The following is an 18,994-nucleotide window of genomic DNA, read 5'->3' as shown; positions in this document are numbered from 1 at the left end:
GTGGCGCCCATCGCCTACGATGCGGCCCGTGACCGCCCTGCAGGACCGTCTGGCCGCCGCCGTCGGTCCCGCACAGGTCCTGGGCGACCCCGACGTCCGCGCCCCCTACGAGGTCGACTGGACCGGCCGGTACCACGGCCGCGCCCGTCTGGTCGTGCGCCCGGCCGACACCCGGCAGGTCGCGGCCTGCCTGCGGGCGTGCGCCGCCGCCGGCGCGCCGGTCGTCCCGCAAGGGGGCAACACGGGGTTGGTCGGCGGCGGCGTGCCACGAGGCGGCGAGGTGGTCCTCAGCCTGTCGCGGCTCAACGGGATGGAGCCGGTGGACACCGCGGCCGGCGGCGTGGTCGTCGGCGCCGGGGTCACGCTGGCCGCCCTGCAGGCGCACGCCGCCGCCGCGGGCCTGGCGTTCCCCGTCGACCTCGCCGCGCGTGACAGCGCCACGGTCGGCGGGCTGGTCGCGACCAACGCGGGTGGCGTGCGCGTCCTTCGCTACGGCGCGATGCGCGCCCACGTGCGCGGGGTGGAGGCGGTCTTTGCCGACGGGAGCGTGGTGTCGCACCTGGCCGGCCTGACCAAGGACAACACCGGCTACCACCTGCCGAGCCTGCTCACCGGCAGCGAGGGCACCCTGGCCGTGGTGACCCGGGCGTACCTCGGGCTGGTCCCGGCGCTGCCCGCCCGGGTCGTGGCGCTGCTCGCCGTAACGTCCACCGCCGACGCGGTCGCGGTGCTGGCGCGCCTGCGCGCCCGGCTGCCGTCGCTGGAGGCGGCTGAGGTCTGCTACGCCGACGGCATCGACCTCGTCACAGGGCACACCGGCCTGCCACCGCCGCTGCCCACGAATGCGCCGTGCGTGCTGCTCGTGGAGTGCGCCGCTCACCGCGACCCCACCGACGAGCTGGCCGCCGTCATCGGCGACGTCCCGGAGGTCACCGACGCCGCCGTCGCCACCGACCGTGCGGGACGGGCGGCACTGTGGGCGTACCGGGAGCGGCACACCGAGGCCGTCGCTGCGCTCGGCGTGGCGCACAAGCTCGACGTGAGCGTGCCGCTGGGAACCATGGCGGCGTTCGAGCCCGCGGTGCGCCGCCGGGTCGCCGAGGCCGCGCCGGGGGCGCGCACCGTCCTGTGGGGCCATCTCGCCGACGGCAACCTGCACGTGAACGTGGTGGGACCCGCCGCCGAGGATCCGACGGTCGACGACGCGGTGCTCGGCCTTGTGGCGGAGCTCGGCGGGTCGATCAGCGCCGAGCACGGCATCGGCCAGGCCAAGGTGGGGTGGCTGGCCGCCACCCGCCGCGCCACCGACCTCGCGGTCATGCGCGCGCTCAAGGACGCACTCGACCCCGGTGGGCTGCTCAACCCCGGCGTGCTCCTCGGGCCGCGACCCCACGGGGCGGGATGACCATCGAACCGCTGCTGGCCGGCGTCGACGTCGGTACGACCTCCATCAAAGCGGCCGTGTACGAGCCTGCGGGCCGGGCGGTTGCGGTCGCGGCGGTGCCCACCCCCGTGCGTTTGACCCCACCGGGTCGCACCGAGCACGACGCGCAGGCACTGTGGGACGCCGCCGTGGCGGTGCTGCGTGACGCCCTCGGCCGTGTCGACAATCCCGACCGCGTCGTGAGCGTCGCCGTGGCGAGCATGGCCGAGGCCGGCGTGCCGCTGGACGAATCGGGGACCCCGACGGCACCGGTGATCGCGTGGTTCGACCGGCGCTCGGACGCCCAAGCCCGGCGACTGGCCGACACCCTCGGTGCCGACCGGTTGCGGGCCGTCACCGGTGTGCCGCCGCAGCCGATCTACGGGATCTGCAAGCTCGCCTGGCTGGCCGAGCACGACCAAGACGCGTTCACCCGCACCCGCGCCTGGCTGAACGTCGCCGACTACGTGGCCTACCGACTGTGCGGGCACCAGGCCACGGACCTGTCGTTGGCCACCCGCACGGGGGCCCTCGACCTGCGTGCGCGGCGGTGGTCCGCCGAGGTCCTCGACGCCACTGGGATCCCCGCGACTCTCTTCGCCCCGCTGGTCAGCAGCGGGACGGCCCTCGGTCGGGTGACCCGATCGGCGGCGCGCGCGACGGGACTGCCCGAGCACACCGTGGTCGGCGCAGGCGGCCACGACCACGTGTGCGGGGCGCTGGCTGCGGGGGTGACCGACCCCGGGCGTGCCCTGGACTCGATGGGCACGGCCGAGTCCCTGCTCGTCCCGCTGACCGCGCCACTGCCCACCGACGCCACCACGCCGCGGTTCTCGCAGGGGGTGCACGTCGCCGCCGACCGCTGGTACGCAGCGGCTGGGGTGCACGCCGGCGGCGCCAGCCTCGAGTGGGCGCTGCGCATGCTGGACGGCGACCGCGCCGAGCTGCTCGCCGAGGCGGGCGCGGTGCCCCCTGGCGCCCACGGCGTCGTCTTCGCGCCGCACCTGGCCCTGCCCGGGGTGGTCGACGGCGCGCCCGGGGCGCTGGTGGGCCTGACGCCCGACACCGACCGGGGCACCGTTACCCGCGCGGTGCTCGAGGGCCTCGCCGTTGCGGCCGGCGACGTCCTGGCACGCCTGACCGCGCACGCCGCGCCCAGCCGCCAAACCCTGCGCGTGATCGGCGGCGGGACCCGCACCCCGCTCCTGCTCGCGATCAAGGCGGCGGTCACGGGTCAAACCCTGCACCGACCCGCGCTGACGGAGGCCGCCGCCCTGGGCGCAGCCCTGCTCGGCGGGGTCGCCGCGGGGGTGTTCCCCGACACGGCGGCAGCGGCAGCCACAGTCGAGCACGGCGGGGACCACGTGGTTCCCGACCCCGCCATGCTCGCGGCCTACGGCGGGCCGGTCAGCCGCATCCGCGCCTTGCACGACGCGCTCGGCGGGCGCTGACCGGCCTCACCGCCGCTGCGCTCGCCTGCTGGCGGCGGAGGCGATGCGGTCTGCACGCACCCGCGGCGCGGCGTTCAGCACACCGCTACGGTGCGCCAGACCCCTCACCGGACGGGGCGGGACAGCTACGAACGGTCAGCGTTGGCCACGACCGCGTCGCGGACGTACTGCGCCAGCCCGGCGGCCGTCTCCTCATAGTGAGCGGTGAACCGCGGGTCGGCGATGTACATCTCCCCGAGGCCGCGATGCATCTCGGGCGGGCAGTCGTAGAACCACCGTGCGATGTGCCGGCGGTGGGACTCGGCGATGTCCATCGTCTCGGCACTGTCAGGGGGCGTGCCCGCGGCCATGGCCGCGGCGAAGCCCAACTCGATCTCGCCGGCCTCCTCCCCCATGACCAGCCAGTCGGTCTTGGTGTACGCCTCGGTGCGGCCCTTCGACTGCCGGTAGGCGTCGGTGCCGCCCCAGCGCTCCTCGACCTCCTCGGCGTACGCGCCGGAGTCGAAGTCGCCGAAGACCTCGAACTGCTCGTCGGGGGTCAGTGAGATGCCCATCTTGCGTGCCTCCATCGTCTTCTCGAGTGCGGTGACCATTGCCTGCAGCTGCTCCAGGCGGTCCGTGAGCACGGTTTGCTGGCTGCGCAGGTGGTCGATCGGGTCGAGATCGGGGTCGTCGAGGATCGCGGCGACCTTGTCCAGCTCGAACCCCATGGCCCGGTAGGCCAGGATCTGCTGGAGGCGGTCCAGGTCCTCGTCGGCGTACTGCCGGTACCCCGCGGGGGTCCGGCCGCTCGGGTGCAGCAACCCGATCTCGTCGTAGTGGTGCAGGGTGCGAACGGTCACGCCCGCGACGCGGGCGACCTCTCCCACCGTGTAGCTCATCGGTGACCACCTCCGACGTCGACGCTACGGCGTCCCGCTACGTCAGGGTCAACCCGCGTCCGCAATCTTCTTCCTGGCGCCACACCGCCGCCCGCCCCGGCCAGGCAGGATCGGGTGGCGCGATCTCGATCGATTCGGCCGCCCAGCCGGGCCATCGGACACCCACGGCGCCTCCTCTCCCGCAGCTGGCGGGTCCGCCGCAGCGTACGGCGTGCGGCAGGATGGGAGCATGAGCCGCCGTGCTTGGGTCGCTGTGCTCGCGGGCATGATCGCCGCGGTGGCGCTCACCGCCGCCGGCGTGCTGGCCGTGACGGCGACGGGCCCCGCACCCGGCCACCAAGAAGCGCCCGCGGCGGCGCCCCCGCCGGCGCCCGCCGCTGCACTCGAGCCTGCGCAGGAGCCGGCACCGACCCTGGAGCGCGACCGTGCCGCGGGCGAGAGCGGGCCGCCCAACGCACCCGCGGCGAGCCCACCGCACCCGCGGGCGAGCCCACCCCGGCCGCCGCGATCCCCACGGAGGACCGCATGGAGTCAACCGCAGCGACACCCCTTCCCCCGAACGTGCGTGCCGCGATGACCGGCGTGTCGTGGCACCCCGGTTGTCCGGTCGGGCTCGACGACCTCGCCCTGCTCGAGCTGAACCATTGGGGCTTCGACGGCCACGTGCACGCCGGGCGGATGGTCGTGGCCGTGCGCGTGGCCGACACGGTGCGTGCCGTCTTCGCCGATCTCCTCGCCGCACGCTTTCCCATCGCGCGCATGGAGCCGGTCGAGGCCTTCGCCGGCGATGACGACCGGTCGATGGAGGCCAACAACACCTCCGCCTTCAACTGCCGGCGGTTGGAGGGCACCGACCGCTGGTCCGAGCACGCGTTCGGCACCGCGATCGACCTCAACCCCCTGCAGAACCCGTACGTGCGCGACGGACGGATCTCACCCGTCGCCGGTGCGGACTACCTGGACCGCGACCACCTGCGCGCCGGCATGATCACCCGGCCGGGCCCGGTCGTCGACGCGTTCGACGCGGTCGGGTGGGGCTGGGGCGGGGACTGGAGCAGCATCAAGGACTACCACCACTTCTCGGAGACGGGCCGCTGACCTCCGGGCCTACCCCCGACCGAGGCGACGCAAAGGGCATGGCGATGAGCCGACAGGAATCCTTCACGCGGCGGATCCGGCAACGGATGGCCTAGGGTGATGCTGCTGCTGTGGGACATCGACGGCACGGTGCTGCGCGCCGGCCCCCTCGCCCGGGAGGCGTTCGCCACCGCGGTGCACCGGGCGACGGGCACCCACCCCGGCGCGCACGGCATCGCGATGAGCGGCAAGACCGACCCGCAGATCGCGCTGGAGATCCTCGAGACCATGGGCCTGGATCCCGCCGCCGCGGCCGAGGGCCTGGCGGGGATCCTCCGCCACCTCGAGGACGAGCTGGCCGGCTCACCCGAGCGCCTGCGGGAGAACGGGCGCCTGCTCCCCGGTGTCGCGGCGCTGCTCGCCCGACTCGACGGCGACCCGCGGGTCGTGCAGACCGTGCTGACCGGCAACATCGCTGCCAACGCCGCATTGAAGCTCGCGGTCTTCGGCGTCGATCGGTGGTTCGACCTGGAGATCGGCGCGTACGGCAGCGACCACCACGACCGGTGCGAGCTCGTGCCGGTCGCGCGACGGCGCTTCGTCCAGCGCTACGGCCGGGAGCCCGACGAGGTGTGGGTGGTCGGCGACACGCCCAACGACCTGGCCTGTGCGCGCGCCGGCGGTGCCCGCTGCCTGCTCGTCGCGACCGGCCGGGTGCCCTACGAGACGCTTGCGGCTCTGCCCGCCGACGCGGTGCTGCACGACCTGGGGGACCTCGAGGCGGTGACCGCGCTGCTGCGTTGAGGATCAGGGCCGCGTGGTGGCCCTGATCCTCAACGCACCCGCTGCCTACATCGCGTCAGCCGGGCGGTACCGACCGAAGACGGCGCGCAGGGTGTCGCAGATCTCCCCGACGGTCGCCATGCACCGCAGGGCCTCCTTCATGGGCGGCAGGAGGTTGGCGTCGCCTCGGGCAGCCCGATCCACCTCGGCGAGTGCCGCACGGACGACGTCGGCGTCGCGCTCGGCGCGAATGGTCCGCAGCTGGGTCACCTGGCCGTCGGCGACGGCGTCGTCGACACGCTGCAGGTCCGGGTCGATGTCCTCGTCGATCTGGTAGCGGTTGACCCCGACGATGACCTGCTCGCCGGACTCGATGGCCTTGGCCAGCTCGTAGGCACTGCGCTCGATCTCGGCCTTCTGGAAGCCGGCCTCGATCGCGCGGACGGCCCCGCCCATCTCCTCGATGCGGGCGAGGTAGTCGTTGACCTGGTCTTCGATCTGGTCGGTGAGGGACTCGATGAACCAGCTGCCGGCCAGGGGATCGGCGGTCAGGGGGACGTCGGTCTCGTGGGCGATCACCTGCTGGGTGCGCAGTGCCAGCCGGGCGGCGGTCTCCGACGGCAGCGCGAGGGCCTCGTCGAAGGCGTTGGCGTGCAGGGACTGGGTGCCACCGAGGGTGGCGGCCAGCGCCTGGATGGTGACGCGCGCCATGTTCACCTCCGCCTGCTGGGCGGTCAGCTGCACGCCGGCGGTCTGCGTGTGGAAGCGCAGCATCTGCGAGCGCTCGTCGCGGGCACCGTACCGGTCACGCATGATGCGGGCCCACAGACGCCGTGCAGCGCGGAACTTGGCGACCTCCTCCAGCAGCGAGGACCGGGCGACGAAGAAGAACGACAGCCGGGGGGCGAACGCGTCGACGTCGAGCCCGGCGGCCACGGCGGCGTCGACGTAGGCGATCGCGTCGGCGAGCGTGAAGGCGACCTCCTGCGTCGCCGTCGCGCCGGCCTCGCCGATGTGGTACCCCGAGATCGAGATGGAGTTGAAGCTCGGCAGCTCCGCGGCGCAGTAGGCGAAGGTGTCGGTGACGATCCGCAGGGACGGCACCGGCGGGAAGATGTAGGTGCCGCGAGCGATGTACTCCTTCAGCACGTCGTTCTGCACGGTGCCGCGTAGGCGGGCCGGATCGACCCCCTGCTCCTCCCCGACCAGCTGGTAGAGCAGCAGGAGGATCGCCGCGGGCGCGTTGATGGTCATCGACGTCGACACGTCGGCGAGCGGGATGCCGTCGAACAGCGCCCGCATATCCGCCAGCGAGTCGATCGCGACCCCCACCTTGCCCACCTCGCCGGCCGCGAGCTCGTGGTCGGAGTCGTAGCCCATCTGCGTCGGGAGGTCGAACGCCACCGACAGGCCGGTCTGGCCCTGGTCGAGCAGGTACCGGTACCGGGCGTTGGACGCCGCTGCGGTGGCGAACCCCGCGTACTGGCGCATCGTCCACACGCGTCCGCGGTACATCGAGTCGTACACCCCGCGGGTGAACGGGAAGGTGCCGGGATCCCCGAGATCACGGTCATAGTCGAGCGCCACGTCGTCCGGCCGGTAGACCGGCTGCGCGGGGATGCCGGACGCCGTGCGGTGCCCGGTGGGGTCGCTCACCATAGGTCGGCGAGTCTACGCGGGCCGACCGTTGCCGCGAGCGATCGCGTCGGCCCGTGCGCAAAATGGGCACCGGTGCGCGCTAGCCTTGGGGGACCTGATCCAAGGAGCGCGGGATGGCGTCACCCACCACGGACCACGGGCCCGGCGCGGCCGACTCCGGCCCGCGCGACAGCGGGGCCGAGGGGGCGCCCGCCGCACGTCCCGAGCAGGTCCGCAGCCGCTTCTGGCTGGGCGACCTCTACCGGTCCTCGCTGGGCAAGAAGTACGCCATGGCGGTCACCGGCTTGGTGCTCATGGGCTACGTCGCCCTGCACATGCTCGGCAACCTGAAGCTGTACTTCGGCCAGGACTCGATGAACGAGTATGCGGACTGGTTGCGGCTGTTCGGCTCCCCCGCCGCCCCGGAGAGCTCGGTCCTCTGGATCATCCGCGTCGTGCTGCTCGTGTCGTTCGTGGTGCACATCGTCGCGGCCACCCAGCTCACCATCATGAACCGCCGGGCCCGGCCTCAGCGCTACGCCTCCCGGCGGGACTGGGTCGCCGCGGACTTCGCCGCCCGCACGATGCGCTGGAGCGGGATCATCGTGCTGGCGTTCGTGCTGTTCCATCTCGCCGACCTCACGTTCGGCACGGCCAACCCCGACTTCCACCACGGCGACGCCTACGGCAACGTCGTGGCGAGCTTCCAGCGCGTCCCCGTGTCGGTCTTCTACATCATCGCGAACCTGGCCCTGGGACTGCACCTGTACCACGGTGCGTGGAGCCTGTTCCAATCGATGGGGTGGAGCAACCGCCGGTTCAACCACTGGCGGCGCTACTTCGCCATCGGCTTCACGGTCGCCGTCGTCGGGGGCAACCTGAGCTTCCCCGTGGCCGTGATGACCGGCCTCGTCGCCTGAGCCCTTCCCGGAGAGTGCCCCTGATGCAACTGGATGCGAAGCTCCCCCCGGGTCCGCTGCCGGACGCGTGGGACGCCCACACCTTCGACCTGCGGCTCGTGAACCCCAACAACAAGCGCCGCTTCGAGATCATCGTCGTCGGCACCGGGCTGGCGGGGGCGTCGGCGGCCGCGAGCCTCGGCGAGCTCGGCTACCGGGTGAAGGTCTTCACGTTCCACGACTCGCCCCGCCGTGCGCACTCCATCGCGGCGCAGGGCGGGATCAACGCCGCCAAGAACTACCGCGGGGACGGCGACTCGGTCCACCGGCTCTTCTACGACACGGTGAAGGGCGGCGACTACCGGTCCCGGGAGCCGAACGTGTACCGGCTCGCGCAGGTGAGCGTGGACATCATCGACCAGTGCGTCGCGCAGGGTGTGCCGTTCGCCCGCGAGTACGGCGGTCTGCTCGACAACCGCTCGTTCGGCGGGGCGCAGGTCTCGCGGACGTTCTACGCGCGCGGTCAGACCGGCCAGCAGCTGCTGCTCGGCGCCTATCAGGCCATGGCCCGCCAGGTCGAGGCGGGCACCGTCACCCTGTACCCGCGGACCGAGATGCTCGATCTGGTCGTCGTCGACGGTCGGGCCGTCGGCATCGTGGTCCGCGACCTGCTCACCGGGGCGATCACCAGCCACTCCGCGCACGCCGTCGTCCTCGGGACCGGCGGGTACTCCAACGTGTTCTACCTGTCGACCAACGCGATGGCGTCCAACGCCACCGCCAAGTGGCGGGCGCACCGGCGGGGCGCGGCGTTCGCGAACCCCTGCTACACCCAGATCCACCCGACCTGCATCCCCGCCAGCGGTGACTACCAGTCCAAGCTCACCCTCATGAGCGAGTCGCTGCGCAACGACGGGCGCATCTGGGTGCCCACCGACCCCGACGAGACCCGCTCCCCCGACCAGATCCCCGAGTCCGAGCGCGACTACTACCTCGAGCGCAAGTACCCCGCGTTCGGCAACCTCGTGCCCCGCGACGTGGCCAGCCGCAACGCGAAGCTGATCATCGACCAGGACCGGGGGGTGGGGCCCCTGGGCAACGGCGTGTACCTCGACTTCGCCGACGCGGTCGCGCGCCTCGGCACCGACATCATCGCCGAGCGCTACGGCAACCTGTTCGCGATGTACGAGCGCATCACCGGTGAGGATCCCTACCGGGTGCCGATGCGCATCTACCCCGCCCCCCACTACACGATGGGTGGGCTCTGGGTGGACTACAACCTGATGACCACCGTGCCGGGCCTCTACGCCATCGGGGAGGCGAACTTCTCCGACCACGGCGCCAACCGCCTGGGCGCCAGCGCGCTCATGCAGGGGCTCGCCGACGGGTACTTCGTGCTGCCCGCCACGATCGGTGACTACCTCGCCCCGCAGCTGGGCGAGCGTCCCGTGCCGACCGACCATCCCGCGTTCGCCGCGGCCGAGTCGGGCATCCGGGACCAGGTGCGCGGACTGCTCGCCGTGGGGGGGACCCGCACCGTGGACTGGTTCCACCGCGAGCTCGGCAAGATCATGTGGGACCACTGCGGCATGGCCCGCAGCCGCTCGGGGCTGGAGAAAGCGCTGTCGCAGATCCCCGCTCTGCGCGCGGAGTTCGAGGCGGACGTGCGCGTGCTCGGCGAGCACGAGACCCTCAACCAGTCGCTGGAGAAGGCCGGACGGGTCGCGGACTTCTTCGAGCTGGCCGAGCTCATGTGCCACGACGCGCTGCACCGGGAGGAGTCGTGCGGCGGTCACTTCCGCGAGGAGCACCAGACCCCCGAGGGCGAGGCCCTGCGCGACGATGAGCACTTCGCCTACGTCGCCGCCTGGGAGTGGACCGGACGAAGCCACCAGCCGCGTCTGCACACCGAACCACTGGAGTTCTCCGCTGTCGAGCTGTCGCAGAGGAGCTACACGTAGATGTCCGCCAACGGCACGCACAGTGAACTCGACCTGACGCTGAGGGTCTGGCGACAGATCGGTCCCAACGACCCGGGAGGCTTCCAGACCTACGAGGCCCGCGGGGTCAGCGAGCACGCGTCCTTCCTGGAGATGCTCGACGTCGTCAACGAGCAGCTGATGGGTGAGGGCCGGGAGCCGATCGCCTTCGACCACGACTGCCGGGAGGGCATCTGCGGCTCCTGCGGGATGATGATCAACGGCCAGGCGCACGGCCCGCAGCGGGGCACCGCGACCTGCCAGCTGCACATGCGCCACTACGCCAGCGGCGACGTGATCACCATCGAGCCGTTCCGCGCGGCCGGCTTCCCGGTGATCAAGGACCTGGTGGTCAACCGCGGCGCCTTCGACCGCATCGTCGAGGCGGGCGGCTACATCTCGGTCAACACCGGCGGTGCCCCCGACGCCAACATGACGCCGGTGCCCAAGGAGGACGCGGACCGGGCGATGGACGCCGCGTCGTGCATCCAGTGCGGCGCCTGCGTGGCCGCGTGCCCGAACGGGGCCGCGCAGCTGTTCACCGCCGCCAAGGCCTCCCACCTGTCCCTGCTGCCGCAGGGGCAGCCCGAGCGCGACAGCCGGGCGACGAACATGGTCGAGGTGATGGAGCAGTACTTCGGGTCCTGCACGAACATGGGCGAGTGCGAGGCGGCGTGCCCGAAGGAGATCTCGATCGACTTCATCGCCCTGCTCAACAAGGACTACCGCAAGGCGCAGTTCCGCGGCCGCGGCACCCGCTGACGCGCGCCGGCAGGCAGCCCACGGCACGGTCGTGCGGATCGTCCCCCACCAGCCTCTCGCGGAGACCGCGGCCTCCGCGTACTCCTTTCACGGCGCGATGCTGGGTGGCCTGCCACGGGGTGTCCATGAGGGGCAGATCGCCGTCTCGAGACGCTCCTCGGTCGGGGCGCTCATCAGTCCACCGTCCCTCGGGGCACGACCCATTCCATCTCCTGGCCGGTCACGACGGCGATGAGGTCGAAGTCGCTGTCGTAGTGCCACACGGTGAGGCCCTCGAGCTCCGCGGTTGCCGCCAGGAGCACGTCGGCCACCCCGGCGGAGCGGTGCTCGCCGCGCTCCACGAGGGCCGCCTGCACCTCCCGAGCCCGTGACTCCGCCCGGTACGGGAAAGCAACAGGGATGAGACGGTCCATCACTGTAGCGCGCATGAGCCGGTAGTCAGCCGTCGAGCGTGCGGAGAAGCCGACCTCCAGTTCGGTCACGACGCTCACGCCGACCAGTCCGGCGATGATCGCTGGCTCCACGACATCGGCGACCTCTGGCTTGCCCAGCCGCCAGAGTGCCGACTTGTCGATCAGCCAGCGCGTCGCGCTCAGTCCCACGCCTTCGCCATGACCTCGGGGTCCCCGAGATCCTTGACGGCCTCGGCGAAGGCAACAAGATCGTCCCTGGTCAGTGCCCGCCGCCGGCCCGCCTTCACCGATTCCTGCAAGGCGGTGTTGACGGTGTCCTTGAGTGTCGAAGTCCCGAGCGCCTGCCGGGCGTCCGCGAGCGTCGCATCGTCGATGTCCACCAGTCGCTTCGTCACGGCGAGCCCCCTGAGTATATCCTCATCGAGAACAATATATCCGACACTGTGGCTGCCGGCAACGCTCTGGCGGGTCAGCGCGCGCTGTACCAGTCGCTCGGTGCGGTGCGGACAAGACCGATCTATCTGATGACGCTGATGGCGTCAGGGTCACCCGTGCACCTCGACCAGATTGCGGATCTCCCCCAAGCCAACGGACAGCACCGCGAGGTCTGACGAGGTGACGGCCTGGATCTCCGCCAGCATGCGCTCGCACCGGCGCACCTTGGCAGCGTTGTGCCGCAGCCACCCGTCCACGCGCGACACGGCATCCGTGTCCTGGTCGCTGGCGCGCAGCGCCTCGGCGGTGAGCGCCTGGTGTTGGGCATGGACGTCGTCACGCAGGGCGTCGCGAGCCAGCGCCTGCCAGCGGTTGTCCCGAGGCAGCGCGATGATCTGCTGGCCGAGCCAGTCGAGGTGGAGGCGCTCGGCCAGGACCAGGTAGGCCTCGGTGACGGTGGCGACGTCCTCGTCCACGGCGTCGGCGACGGTGACCAGCGCGAGCGCGGCGTACAGCACCGGCAGGTTCGCCACGCGCTCGGCCAGCGCGGTGGGCACGCCGGCGTCAGCCAGCTCCGCCGCGGTCTCGTCGCGCGCACGCCGGTCCACACCCGCCATCGGCCCGGGCAGCAGGTCGGTGACGGCTGTGGTGCCGGGGCCGAAGAAGTCCACGCACGCGGAGATGTCGAGGGGACTCGAGCGGTTGCGCAGCAACCACCGGCTGCCGCGCTCGACCAGACGGCGGCCTTCGAGCACCATGCGGGTCTGGATCAGGGCAGGGACCTCGTGGTCGAGCGCGCGCACGGCGTCCTGCAGGTCGCGCAGGCCGAAGACGGTGCTGGCGACGGTGTGCGCACGCACGATGTCCGGGCTCGACGCGCCGGTCTCCTCCGCGAGGCGGAAGAGGAAGGTCGTGCCGGCCTCGTTGACGACCTGGTTCGCCACCTGGGTGGCGATGATCTCGCGGCTGAGCCGGTGGGCCCGGATCTCCTCCGGGTAGCGCTCACGCAGGACGCGGGGGAAGTAGGACAGCAGCGCACGCGCCAGCCACGGGTCCTCGCAGACGTCGGAGTCGAGCAACTGGTCGTACAGGGCCATCTTGGTCGAGGCCAGCACGACCGCGAACTCCGGGCGCACCAGTCCCTGGCCCTGGTGACGCCGCTCCACGAGGGTCTCGTCGTCGGGCATGAACTCCAGCGCTCGGTCCAGGAGGGCGTTCTCGTCGAGGTGGCGCAGGTAGCGGCGGAGCACGTCGGCCATCGACACCGCGTGCACGCACGAGCGGCTGAGCGCCTGGTTCTGCTCGTCGGTGTTGCGCAGGACCAGCACAGCGACCTCGTCCGTCATGCCCTCGAGCAGCGCATTGCGCTGCTTGCCGGTCAGCTCCCCGTCGGCCACCAGCCCGCCGAGCAGGATCTTGAAGTTGACCTCGTGGTCGGAGGTGTCCACACCGGCCGAGTTGTCGATCGCGTCGGTGTTGATCCGCCCGCCGGCCAGCGCGTACTCGACCCGCGCGTGCTGGGTGAAGCCCAGGTTGCCGCCTTCGCCGACGACCTTGGCTCGCAGCTGTGAGGCGTCGACGCGGATCCGGTCGGTGGTCTTGTCCCCGACGTCGGCGTGGGACTCGTGGCTGGCCTTCACGAAGGTGCCGATCCCTCCGTTGAAGAGCAGGTTCACGGGGGCACGGAGGATGGCCTGGATGAGCTCGTCGGGCGACAGCGCCTCCTCGGTGACGTCGAGGACGCCGCGAGCCTGCTCCGAGAGCGGGACGGACTTTGCGGTCCTCGGCCACACCCCGCCGCCGGCGGAGATCAGCTCGCGGTCGTAGTCGTCCCAGCTCGAGCGGGGAAGCGCAAAGAGCCGTCCGCGCTCCGCATGGCTGGACGCGGCGTCAGGGTCGGGGTCGAGGAAGATGTGGCGGTGGTCGAATGCCGCCACCAGCCGGATGTGCTCGGACAGCAGCATGCCGTTGCCGAACACGTCGCCGGACATGTCACCGATGCCGGCGCAGGTGAAGTCCTGCTCGTCCACGTCGATGCTCATCTCGCGGAAGTGGTGGCTGACGGACTTCCACGCTCCGCGCGCAGTGATGCCCATCGCCTTGTGGTCGTAGCCCGCGGAGCCGCCGGCTGCGAAGGCGTCGCCGAGCCAGAAGCCGTACTCGGCAGCGAGGGCGTTGGCGGTGTCGGAGAAGGAGGCGGTGCCCTTGTCCGCGGCGACCACCAGGTAGGGGTCGTCGCCGTCGTAGCGCACGACGCGGGCGGGTGGGACAACCTCGTCGCCCACGATGCCGTCGGTGACGTCCAGCAGCCCGCGGATGAAGGTGCGGTAGCACTCCTGCACTTCACGGGACAGCTCCTGACGGTCTTCGGGCGGGCGCTTGACCACGAACCCGCCCTTGGCGCCCACCGGCACGATGACGGCGTTCTTGACGTTCTGCGCCTTGACCAGGCCGAGGACCTCGGCGCGGAAGTCCTCACGTCGATCCGACCAGCGCAGCCCTCCACGCGCGACCAGCCCTGCACGCAGGTGCACCCCCTCGGTGCGCGGCGAGTACACGAAGATCTCGAAGGCGGGCAGCGGTCGGGGAAGGCCGGGGATCGTCGAGGGATCCAGCTTCAGGGAGAGGTGGCGTGGGGGATCGTCACCGTCGCCGGTTCGCTGGAACGCGTTGGTGCGCACCGTCGCCAGCAGCACGTGCAGGAAGCTGCGCAGGATGCGGTCCTCGTCGAGGCTGTCCACGTCGTCCAGCGCGGCCTCGATCTCCTCGACCAGGGCATCGGCCCGAGCGGCGTCGTGGCCGTCGGGATCGAAACGGGCCGCGAACACACCGCGAAGGAGCGCCGCCACGTGCGGGTGGCCGACCAGTGCGGACTGCAGGTACGGTTCGCTGAAGTAGGTCACCGCCTGGCGGAGGTACTTGCTGTACGCGCGCAGGAGTGTGACGTCCAACCAGCGCAGCCCCGGGTTCAAGACCAGTCGGTTGAGCCCATCGTCTTCGGCGTCGCCGTGCCACACGCGCAGGAACGACTCGACGAACACCGGTTGCACCTGCTCGATCGGCACCTCCGCGAAACGCGCGTGGCGCAGGCCGAAGTCGTAGATCCACAAGGAGGGGCCGCCCGCGGGGGTGATCTCGTACGGGCGTTCGTCGGTGACCTCCACGCCCATGTGCTCCAGACGAGGCAGGACGTCGGACAGGGTCACCGCAGAGCCCGACCGGTACAGCTTCAGCCGCAGACCGTCCTCCCGCTCGTCAACCGGCCGGTAGAGGCTGACCGCCAGATCGTCCTCTCCGAGCGCCTCCATCCGGCGGATGTCGACGACGGCGACGCGAGCACGGTGGTCCGCGCGGTAGCCGGCGGGGAACGCCTCGGCGAAACGGCGGCCAAGCCTGGCCCCGTGCTCTTCACCGGCCTCCTCGTGCAGGGCCTCGGCCAGGTCGTCGGCCCAGGTCCGGGTCACGTCCCCAAGGCGGCGCTCGAGTCTGTCCACATCCGTGCCGGGGTGGTCGCCGCGCACGTGCACGCGGAAGTGCACCCGTGCGAGCACCGACTCGGTTAGCAGCACGGCGTTGTCGATCGAGGTCGCAGCGAACTCCTCCACCAGGACGTCCTGGAGCCGCAGCCGGGTGCTGGTCGTGTACCGGTCACGCGGCACGAAGACCAGGCAGGAGTAGTAGCGACCGAAGCGGTCCCGCCGCAGGAACAGCCGGACCTCCTTGCGCTCCTGCAACCCGACGATGCCCATAGCGATGTCGTACAGCTCGTCGGTGGGAATCTCGAAGAGCTCGTCACGCGGGTACAGCTCGAGGGTGGCCTGCAGGTCCTTCGTGGCGTGGTCGTGCGGCAGGAACCCTGCGCGCTCGGACACCGCGGCGACCTTGCGCCGCACCACGGGTATCTGCGAGGGCGGGGCGCTGTACACCGAGGAGGTGTACAGCCCCAGGAAGCGCCACTCGCCGCACGGGCGCCCGTCCGGGCCAAAGCGCTTCACCCCCACATAGTCGAGGTAGCTGCGTCGGTGCACCGTTGCCTTGGTGTTGGCCTTGGTGAGCATCAGCAGCTCGGGCGACCGCGCCAGCGCACGGACCTCTCGTGGCTGCTCGGCGAAGCGCTTGACCGACGCGGGTGCGTCGCGAAGGATTCCCAGGCCTGTTTCGAGGCGGGCGAGCAGGACGTCGTCGCCGTCCTGCTCGACGAGGTCGTAGGTGCGATAGCCGAGGAACGTGAAGTGGTCGTCGAGCAGCCACTCGAGGAAGCGCTCGGTCTCCTCGCGCTCCTCGGCCTCCACGGGTGGCGGATCCTCCCGCAGCGACTCCAGCACCGCCGAGACCTGCGCCTGCATCGGCTGCCAGTCGCTGACGGCCTTGCGGACGTCATCAAGCGTGCGCTCCACCCTGGCGCGGATCTCGTCCAGTGCGGCGGCGCTGCCCTGCCGATCGATCTCGGCGTGCAGGAAGGACTCGGGGGCGGTGTGGGCGCCTGGCGCGTCGGCGACGTCGACCAGGCGGCCCTGCTCGTCGCGGTGGACGTGGATCAGCGGATGGATGACCAGGTGGATGCCGCATCCGCGGTTGCTGAGCTCCATGGTGAGGGAGTCGACGAGGAAGGGCATGTCGTCGGTGACGACCTCGACCACGCTGTGCGTGGACTGCCAACCATGCTGCTCGAGGTCGGGCGTGTAGACGCTGACCAGCGGCGCGTCGCGCCGGCGCGCGAACGCCAGATGCGCCATCGCCGCCCCGTACAGGTCGGCGGGCGTCCTTCCCCGTAGGTCACGGGTGGGAAGGTGCGCGTAGTAGGTGCGCACGAAGCGCTGCGCCTGCTCCGCCCGGGACCCCTCCAGGGTCGCCGCCGCGATGGCAGTCGCCTCCTCGACGAGCTCCGTTGCGCCTTCATGCCGGCTAGCCATGACGTCGCCCCTTGTCGAGTGGTCGGCTGGCTAGACAAGACTTTTAGGGCTCCGCGTTGCTCGTTCGCTCGCGCTTCTTGCGGTACATGGCGGCATCGGCACGCCGAAGGGTCGCGTCGAGGTCCTCCGCCGGCTCGACCAGGACCGCGCCGATGCTCTGCTCCACGGAGACCGATCCTTCGCCTGTGGGCACCACGGTTCGCATCAGCTCGAGGCGATCGATCATGAACCGCAGCCCGGCGTGCCCGTCGATCGGGGCGCAGAGGACCACGAACTCGTCTCCCCCCAAGCGGCAGACGGTGTCCGACCCGCGCGTTGCGGCGCGCAGCTGCCGTCCGGTCTCGATGAGCAGCAGGTCGCCGACCGCGTGCCCGTAGCGGTCGTTCACCGCCTTGAAGCCGTCGAGGTCGATGAACAGCAGGCCGATGTGGCCGCCGGCGCGTGCCTGCCCCTGCTGGGCACTGGCGAGTCCCTCGGCGAGCGCCCTGCGGTTGGCCAATCCGGTCAGGGGATCCTGCACCGCAGCCGCCCGCAGCTCCTCCTCCAGGGCACGCCGCTCGGTGAAGTCCACGACCTGCGCGATGAAGTGCAGCGGTGCGCCCTGGGCGTCGCGGACCAGTGCGATGGACATCTGGGTGAGGACCCAGTGGCCGTCGCGGTGCCGGAGCCGCCGATCGACCCGGTCGCGCTCCTCGGGTGAGCAGAGCCAGGAGGCGAGCAGCTCGGCGTGGTCGTCGCGCTCGTCAGGGTGGGTCGCGGCCTCGAGGCCTGCGGCGAGCAGCTGCGCCTCGTCGTAGCCGAGCAGGGCGCACAGGGCGGCGTTGACCTGGAGCAGGCGACCGTCAGGCGCGAGGACGGCGATGCCGATCGGCGCATGGTCGAACGTCAGGCGCAACGAGCGCTCGGCCAGGGCCACCCGCTGCCGGGCGATATGGGGTTCGGTCACGTCGTCGAGGGTGACGATGATCCCTGTCGTCCCGTCACCCAGGGGCACCGGGGCCGAGCGCACGCTGTACCAGGCATGGCCCTTCTCCGGCAGGGCGTAGCCGAGCGTGGACTCGTTGCTCTTCCCGTCGCGGATGGCCGTGACCACGGGGAGCTCGTCGGGCGTCTGCGGCTTGCCGAGCTCGTCGATCACCTCGAGGTGGTCGAGCAGGGCGGCCGGGCCCGGGTGCACCACCGACCGGTCGACACCCAGTCGGGCGAGGAAGCGCTCCGCCTCCGGGTTGAGGTGGAGCAACGTGCCGTCCGCGGCACGCAGCATCACCGCGACCGGCAGCCCGTCGAGGACCGACAGCAGCTGGCTGTCCCGCGACTCGATCTCGGAGGCAAGCTGTCGGTGGTCTCGAACCGCGACCGCGACCAGCCCAAACAGCGCCAGCGAGGGGACAGCCGTGGCGAGCACCGCTCGCGGCTCGTCGTCGGCACCCAGATGGCGGGCCGAGGTGAGCAGGATCATGCCGATGATCGGGGTCAGCAGGACGAAGGGCAGCAGGTGCCGGACCATGACCCGGTCCGACGCGCGCTGGACCAGCGCCCGCACGGGCCAGCGACCCGGCGCGATCACCGTGATGCCCAGGGTCGCCACGGCGGTCGTGATGGACACCAGGGCGGACATGGGCTCGACCCCGGGGATCATCGTGTAGCCATGCCCGGCGAAGGCATAGGCGGACACGGAGACCGCGATGGCGAGCACCGCAGCGACGAGCCCGAAGACCCGCAGCCCCCCGAGCCCCCGGTTCGGGCGCAACGACGCGAAGATCGCGACCCCGAGCAGCAGGTGGATCCCGGCCGCCTGACCACCGGGCAACCACACCGTCGCGCGCGCCCGGACGTCCTCGAACGCTGCGACCCCCGTGGTCGACAGGATGATGATCACGAACCCGGTCAGCGGCACCACGACAGCGGCGACGCTGAGCTTTCGCGCCCACCCGGACCGCGGTCCCACGGCGGCGTGGACCGCGGCCGCGAACACCAGCAGCGTCGCGGCAGCCCCCATCGGCATCGCTGAGCCCGCCCGGGGCACGGCTGGCTCATCCAGCAGCAGCCCACCGACGACGGCGCCCGCCGCGATGGCCGCGGTCGCGCCCGCTGACCAGCGCGCGACACCCAGCCCCAGGGCATGCGGCGGCGGCGTCGACGGCGGGTCACGGTGCGGCGATCCCAACGCGTCTACCTCTCACCTGAAAGACCCGGAACCCGATGGCCGGCGCTTCCTCGGACTATCGGCAGAATCCCTGATCAGGTCGAGGAATTAGTTCAATTGGTCATTTCTTCCATATCATACCCTGATTTCGCAGAGCGGTGGTCTACGGCTGTGGTGGAGGTTGCGTTGACTGG

At 71.4% G+C, this 18,994-nt stretch carries 13 protein-coding genes; 7 read left to right on the top strand and 6 right to left on the bottom strand.

Annotation, left to right across the window (positions count from 1 at the left end; translation table 11 throughout):
* Nucleotides 1-28 precede the first annotated feature (28 nt).
* On the top strand, nucleotides 29-1,405 hold the full coding sequence (locus tag WD250_15990; protein ID MEX2621717.1) for an FAD-binding oxidoreductase: 1,377 nt from the start codon (nucleotides 29-31) through the stop codon (nucleotides 1,403-1,405).
* Nucleotides 1,402-2,874, top strand: a complete 1,473-nt coding sequence (locus tag WD250_15985; GenBank protein MEX2621716.1) for an FGGY family carbohydrate kinase — start codon at nucleotides 1,402-1,404, stop codon at nucleotides 2,872-2,874. The genes WD250_15990 and WD250_15985 overlap by 4 nt, the downstream gene beginning before the upstream one ends.
* Nucleotides 2,875-2,999: 125 nt before the next feature.
* Here the strand turns inward: WD250_15985 and WD250_15980 are convergent, their stop codons facing one another.
* Nucleotides 3,000-3,755 carry a MerR family transcriptional regulator gene (locus WD250_15980; GenBank protein MEX2621715.1) on the bottom strand — a complete coding sequence of 252 codons (756 nt, stop codon included), beginning with the start codon at nucleotides 3,753-3,755 and terminating at the stop codon, nucleotides 3,000-3,002.
* Between the two features lie 525 nt (nucleotides 3,756-4,280).
* Between WD250_15980 and WD250_15975 the strand changes: the two genes are divergently transcribed.
* Together WD250_15975 and WD250_15970 are read left to right on the top strand one after the other, a co-directional pair.
* Nucleotides 4,281-4,853 carry a M15 family metallopeptidase gene (locus WD250_15975; protein ID MEX2621714.1) on the top strand — a complete coding sequence of 191 codons (573 nt, stop codon included), beginning with the start codon at nucleotides 4,281-4,283 and terminating at the stop codon, nucleotides 4,851-4,853.
* A 99-nt stretch (nucleotides 4,854-4,952) separates the two neighbouring features.
* Entirely contained in the window at nucleotides 4,953-5,636 is a 684-nt protein-coding gene (locus WD250_15970; GenBank protein MEX2621713.1) for an HAD family hydrolase, read from the top strand.
* 45 nt (nucleotides 5,637-5,681) lie between these two features.
* On the opposite strand, the gene WD250_15965 is transcribed toward WD250_15970, so the two are convergent.
* Nucleotides 5,682-7,274, bottom strand: a complete 1,593-nt coding sequence (locus WD250_15965; GenBank protein MEX2621712.1) for a methylmalonyl-CoA mutase family protein — start codon at nucleotides 7,272-7,274, stop codon at nucleotides 5,682-5,684.
* 113 nt (nucleotides 7,275-7,387) lie between these two features.
* On the opposite strand from WD250_15965, the gene WD250_15960 reads away from it, so the two are divergent.
* The 3 genes from WD250_15960 to WD250_15950 are packed head-to-tail and all read left to right on the top strand — an operon-like array spanning nucleotide 7,388 to nucleotide 10,893.
* Nucleotides 7,388-8,173, top strand: a complete 786-nt coding sequence (locus WD250_15960) for a succinate dehydrogenase cytochrome b subunit (protein ID MEX2621711.1) — start codon at nucleotides 7,388-7,390, stop codon at nucleotides 8,171-8,173.
* A gap of 23 nt (nucleotides 8,174-8,196) precedes the next feature.
* Nucleotides 8,197-10,113 carry a fumarate reductase/succinate dehydrogenase flavoprotein subunit gene (locus tag WD250_15955; protein MEX2621710.1) on the top strand — a complete coding sequence of 639 codons (1,917 nt, stop codon included), beginning with the start codon at nucleotides 8,197-8,199 and terminating at the stop codon, nucleotides 10,111-10,113.
* Nucleotides 10,114-10,893, top strand: a complete 780-nt coding sequence (locus tag WD250_15950; GenBank protein MEX2621709.1) for a succinate dehydrogenase/fumarate reductase iron-sulfur subunit — start codon at nucleotides 10,114-10,116, stop codon at nucleotides 10,891-10,893.
* Nucleotides 10,894-11,066: 173 nt separating this feature from the next.
* Here the strand turns inward: WD250_15950 and WD250_15945 are convergent, their stop codons facing one another.
* The 4 genes from WD250_15945 to WD250_15930 all read right to left on the bottom strand — a co-directional run bounded on the left by WD250_15945 (nucleotide 11,067) and on the right by WD250_15930 (nucleotide 18,821).
* A complete protein-coding gene (locus WD250_15945; GenBank protein ID MEX2621708.1) occupies nucleotides 11,067-11,495 on the bottom strand; it encodes a PIN domain nuclease in 429 nt (142 codons plus the stop codon).
* Nucleotides 11,486-11,686: a type II toxin-antitoxin system VapB family antitoxin gene (locus WD250_15940; GenBank protein ID MEX2621707.1), complete on the bottom strand. Its 201-nt coding sequence runs from the start codon at nucleotides 11,684-11,686 to the stop codon at nucleotides 11,486-11,488. The genes WD250_15945 and WD250_15940 overlap by 10 nt, the downstream gene beginning before the upstream one ends.
* Before the next feature lie 165 nt (nucleotides 11,687-11,851).
* Nucleotides 11,852-16,654 (bottom strand): NAD-glutamate dehydrogenase, encoded by a 4,803-nt coding sequence (locus WD250_15935; GenBank protein ID MEX2621706.1) that lies wholly within the window; start codon nucleotides 16,652-16,654, stop codon nucleotides 11,852-11,854.
* 43 nt (nucleotides 16,655-16,697) lie between these two features.
* The gene (locus tag WD250_15930) at nucleotides 16,698-18,821 is read right to left on the bottom strand and encodes a diguanylate cyclase (protein ID MEX2621705.1); all 2,124 of its coding nucleotides are present in this window, start codon (nucleotides 18,819-18,821) and stop codon (nucleotides 16,698-16,700) included.
* Nucleotides 18,822-18,994 lie beyond the last annotated feature (173 nt).

The organism is Egibacteraceae bacterium (genome assembly GCA_040905805.1).
In the GTDB taxonomy this organism is placed as follows: Bacteria; Actinomycetota; Nitriliruptoria; order Euzebyales; family Egibacteraceae; genus DATLGH01.
This window is presented reverse-complemented; position numbering and strand designations above follow the sequence as displayed.

Excerpts from the sequence above, each read along its gene's own strand:
- WD250_15980 (MEX2621715.1), bottom strand. The coding sequence starts at position 3,755 with ATGAGCTACACGGTGGGAGAGGTCGCCCGCGTCGCGGGCGTGACCGTT.
- WD250_15985 (MEX2621716.1), top strand. The coding sequence starts at position 1,402 with ATGACCATCGAACCGCTGCTGGCCGGCGTCGACGTCGGTACGACCTCC.
- WD250_15935 (MEX2621706.1), bottom strand. The coding sequence starts at position 16,654 with ATGGCTAGCCGGCATGAAGGCGCAACGGAGCTCGTCGAGGAGGCGACT.
- WD250_15975 (MEX2621714.1), top strand. The coding sequence starts at position 4,281 with ATGGAGTCAACCGCAGCGACACCCCTTCCCCCGAACGTGCGTGCCGCG.
- WD250_15950 (MEX2621709.1), top strand. The coding sequence starts at position 10,114 with ATGTCCGCCAACGGCACGCACAGTGAACTCGACCTGACGCTGAGGGTC.
- WD250_15955 (MEX2621710.1), top strand. The coding sequence starts at position 8,197 with ATGCAACTGGATGCGAAGCTCCCCCCGGGTCCGCTGCCGGACGCGTGG.
- WD250_15970 (MEX2621713.1), top strand. The coding sequence starts at position 4,953 with ATGCTGCTGCTGTGGGACATCGACGGCACGGTGCTGCGCGCCGGCCCC.
- WD250_15960 (MEX2621711.1), top strand. The coding sequence starts at position 7,388 with ATGGCGTCACCCACCACGGACCACGGGCCCGGCGCGGCCGACTCCGGC.
- WD250_15965 (MEX2621712.1), bottom strand. The coding sequence starts at position 7,274 with ATGGTGAGCGACCCCACCGGGCACCGCACGGCGTCCGGCATCCCCGCG.